We start from the raw sequence: 3,594 nt of genomic DNA on the forward strand, positions 1-3,594 counted from the left end.
AGATCTTTTCTCGACCCGATTTCCTCGGTGCTTTCCAGGTTCCCGCTTTTGTTTCGCGGTTTCCTTTCCGGCGGTTCCGACTTTATCAGAAGTTCCAGGCCGGTCTGACCGGCCATTCTTTTCCGACTTATCGGGGGTGCCTCTGCGGAATCATGGATTCAAGAGGCTGACAGATACTAACCGCTGCCGACCGGACGCTGTCCAGTTCCAGGCAACTGTTCAAATCTACCTCCCCACGCACTCCGTGTCAACGGCTTTTGTGGGGCGAAGAGGAGACTAGCAGCCCAGCGGGGCCGTCCGCACATCAGGCGGCCGTCGGCACCTCGGCGCTGCGCTCGGCTGCCTCGACGTCACCCGTTTCCCCGGCCCGGGCGGCTCGGCCGCCGAGGACGTAGACGTACGTCAGGAAGGCCAGCTCGGCTGCGATGCCGATGGTGATGCGGGCCCATGTCGGTAGGCCCGACGGAGTGACGAAGCCTTCGATGGCGCCGGAGACGAAGAGGACCACCGCCAGGCCGATCGCCATGCCGACCGCGGCTCGGCCCTCTTCCGCGAGGGCGGTGCGCCGGGTGCGCGGGCCCGGGTCGATGACCGTCCAACCCAGCCGGAGCCCGGTGCCGGCAGCGACGAAGACCGCGGTCAGCTCGAGCAGGCCGTGCGGGAGGACAAGGCCCAGGAAGGTGTCGAGCCGGCCCGCCGAGGACATGAGGCCGGCCCCAATGCCGAGGTTGAGCATGTTCTGGAAGAGGATCCAGAGGACCGGCAGGCCGAGGAAGACGCCGAGGACCAGGCACATGGCGGCTGCCTGGGCGTTGTTCGTCCAGACCTGGGCGGCGAATGCCGCGGCCTGGTGGCTCGAGTAGTACGTCTCGTACAGGCCGCCGGGTCGGGTGAGCGCGCGCAGTTCGTCGGGGGCCGCTATGGAGGACTGGACTTCCGGGTGGGTACCGATCCACCAGCCCAGAAGGACGGCGACGGCGGTGGAGAGGAGTGCCGTGGGTACCCACCAGTGGCGTGACCTGTAGACCGCGGCGGGAAAGCCCTGCGTGAGGAAGCGCGTCACGTCGCGCCACGAGGCGCGGCGGGTCCCTGTCACCGCGCTACGCGCGCGTGCCACGAGTTGGGTGAGCCGGCCGGTCAGCTGCGGGTCGGGGGCACTGGACTGGATCAGGGACAAGTGGGTGGCGGTGCGCTGGTAGAGGGTGACGAGTTCGTCGGTCTCGGCGCCGGTGAGGCTGCGCCGGCGACTCAGGAGCGCGTCGAGACGGTCCCATTCGGCTCGGTGGGCGGAGACGAAGACGTCGAGGTCCATCGGTGTGCCTGCTCCTCGGCTGTTCGTCGGCGGCCGGTGATGGATGTCAGCTTGTCCTACTGCGGCGCGATGCGCCCTCAGCTTGGCAGACTGGCCGTTCTCGGGGTGGGCCAGGGAAGGGACTACGGGCGTGAGCGAGTTGGTGACGGGCGAGGCTGTGGCGTTGGAGCTGCGGCCTGCCAGGCTGCCCAGCCGGGCGTTGGCCATGCTGCTGGACCTGACCGTGGCCTTCGTGGTCTACGTCGTCGTGGCCATCGCTCTGGTGGCGGCGACGGCATCCCTGGACGAGGCGGCGCAGATCGCGCTGTCGATCGCCACGTTTCTGCTGGTGCTGGTCGGTGGGCCGATCGCGGTGGAGACGCTCAGTCATGGGCGGTCGCTCGGGAAGCTGGCGTGCGGCTTGCGGGTGGTGCGGGACGACGGTGGGCCGATCCGGTTCCGGCACGCGCTGGTGCGGGGCGCGCTCGGTGTGGTGGAGATTCTGCTGACGATCGGGGTGGTGGCCTGTATCGCCTCGCTCGTGTCGGCGCGGGGGCGACGGCTCGGGGACGTCTTCGCCGGGACGCTGGTGGTGCGGGAGCGGGTGCCCGTGGCGCGGTCCGGTTTCGTGTCGCCGCCTCCGCCGTGGCTGGCGGGCCGATTCCAGGCGCTTGATCTCTCATCGGTGCCGGATGGGCTGTGGCTGGCGGTCCGGCAGTACCTGGGGCGGATGAACCAGCTGGATCCGCAGGTCGGCCGGGCGATGGCGGAGCGGCTGGCCGGAGATCTCGCCGCGCGTACGGGGACGCCGGTGCCGCAAGGGGTGCCGGCGGCCGCGTATCTGGCGGCGGTGGTGCAGGAGCGGCAGGTCCGAGAGGCCCGGCGGGCCTTCGGGAACGGTCCGGTGGCGGGGTGGCCCGGGGGCGAGGGTGAGGTCGGAGCGGTGGGTGGTGCGCCAGGGACCTACGGCCCGCCGACGTCGTACGAGCCGCCCATGCCATACGGACCGCCCACGCCGTACGCGCCGCCGGCGTCATACGGGTCACCCGCGCCCTACGGACCGCCTGCGTCGTACGGGGCGCCCGGGCCCTATCCGTCATCCGCGCCGTACCCGTCGCCTATGCCGTACGCACCTGCGTACGGGGCGCCGGTGGCGTACGGGCCTGCTGGGGTGCAGTCGGCTGCTGGGGGTGCTGGGGTTCCGTCGGGGGACGGGGGGCGGCCCGCGGCGCCGGTGGAGGAGTCGCCTGCCGATCCCGGCCAGGGGCCGGCCACTGGGTTCGTGCCGCCGGCGTAGCGCCGCCGGAGCGGCTTCAGTCGAAGGTGGACGGGGGTGTCTCGAGTTCTTCCAGTTCGATGCCGGGGGCTGCGAGAACCACGTCTCCGGCGATGTGCACCGCGTGCTGTTCCCCGGTGTCCAGGGCTGTGACCTGGTATTCGTCCACGGTCAGGGGGCCGTTGTCAGTGGCGTGTGCTTCTCTGCTCAGCAAGGCCCAGGACTGGTCCACGGTGCGCGGGGCGAGGACCGGATCGGTGAAGGCCACGAGGCGTACTCGGGTTGCCGAGGAGGAGGGGGTGAGGCGTAGGAGCCGGCTGGTGGCGATGAGGAATGCGGGGGATGTGCCGGTGAAGGCGTGGGCGGGGACATTGCCTTCCGTGGCCTGGGTGCCGGTGGGGTCGGTGCGGACCCAGGTGACGCCGTCGAGGGCCGCGCCGCGTACCTGCCAGCTGCTCGCGTGGAGTTCGAGGCGGAGGGGGCGGCCGAGGTCGTCGAGGGTGAGGTCGACGGATCCGGTGTGTTCGCCGGTGGGGCTGGTCAGTCGAGAGACGTAGCGCCAGCCGGAGGGGCCGGGGGCGCACTGGAAGTGCTCGTGTGCGAGGGGGGTGTGATCGTGCGGATCGTGGAGCGAATATCGGCCGCGGGGCATGGGGGTCCTGGGGTGTGACGGGTGGGTCAGGCCGTCTCGACGGGTCGGCCGGGCAGGCTGACGGCCGGTCCGGCCGTGGACCGAAGGGGCAGGCCCCCGGCACGGGGGTGCGGGGGCCTGCCTCGGAGGTCCTGCCTGGTGCTGAGAGCGCGTCCGTGCACGGACGCGCTCTCAGCGGGTGGAGCTGCGGACTCAGTAGCGGTAGTGGTCCGACTTGTAGGGACCCTCGACCTCGACACCGATGTACGCGGCCTGCTCGGGGCGGAGCGTCGTGAGCTTCACGCCGAGTGCGTCGAGGTGGAGGCGGGCGACCTTCTCGTCGAGGTGCTTGGGCAGCACATAGACGTCGGTCGGGTACTCCTCGGGCTTGGTGAA

Annotated in this window: 4 protein-coding genes; 1 reads left to right on the forward strand and 3 read right to left on the reverse strand. The window is 70.6% G+C overall.

Going from position 1 to position 3,594, the window contains the following annotated elements:
* Positions 1 to 304 precede the first annotated feature (304 nt).
* Complete coding sequence (locus tag ABT070_RS46040) at positions 305 to 1,312, reverse strand: stage II sporulation protein M (protein ID WP_351769328.1); 1,008 nt, start codon at positions 1,310 to 1,312, stop codon at positions 305 to 307.
* A gap of 130 nt (positions 1,313 to 1,442) precedes the next feature.
* Between ABT070_RS46040 and ABT070_RS46045 the strand changes: the two genes are divergently transcribed.
* Positions 1,443 to 2,588 carry an RDD family protein gene (locus ABT070_RS46045; protein ID WP_351769329.1) on the forward strand — a complete coding sequence of 382 codons (1,146 nt, stop codon included), beginning with the start codon at positions 1,443 to 1,445 and terminating at the stop codon, positions 2,586 to 2,588.
* 16 nt (positions 2,589 to 2,604) lie between these two features.
* On the opposite strand, the gene ABT070_RS46050 is transcribed toward ABT070_RS46045, so the two are convergent.
* Together ABT070_RS46050 and ABT070_RS46055 are read right to left on the reverse strand one after the other, a co-directional pair.
* A complete protein-coding gene (locus ABT070_RS46050; RefSeq protein ID WP_351769330.1) occupies positions 2,605 to 3,219 on the reverse strand; it encodes a hypothetical protein in 615 nt (204 codons plus the stop codon).
* A gap of 192 nt (positions 3,220 to 3,411) precedes the next feature.
* The coding region (locus ABT070_RS46055; RefSeq protein WP_351769332.1) for an adenosylhomocysteinase at positions 3,412 to 3,594 on the reverse strand (183 nt) is incomplete at its 5' end.

Origin of the sequence: Streptomyces sp. NPDC002884 (assembly GCF_040295245.1) — a bacterium.
Classification (GTDB): domain Bacteria; phylum Actinomycetota; class Actinomycetes; order Streptomycetales; family Streptomycetaceae; genus Streptomyces.

Bases quoted from the DNA above. Each gene is read 5' to 3' on its own strand.
- ABT070_RS46040 (WP_351769328.1), bottom strand. From the start codon at position 1,312: ATGGACCTCGACGTCTTCGTCTCCGCCCACCGAGCCGAATGGGACCGT.
- ABT070_RS46050 (WP_351769330.1), bottom strand. From the start codon at position 3,219: ATGCCCCGCGGCCGATATTCGCTCCACGATCCGCACGATCACACCCCC.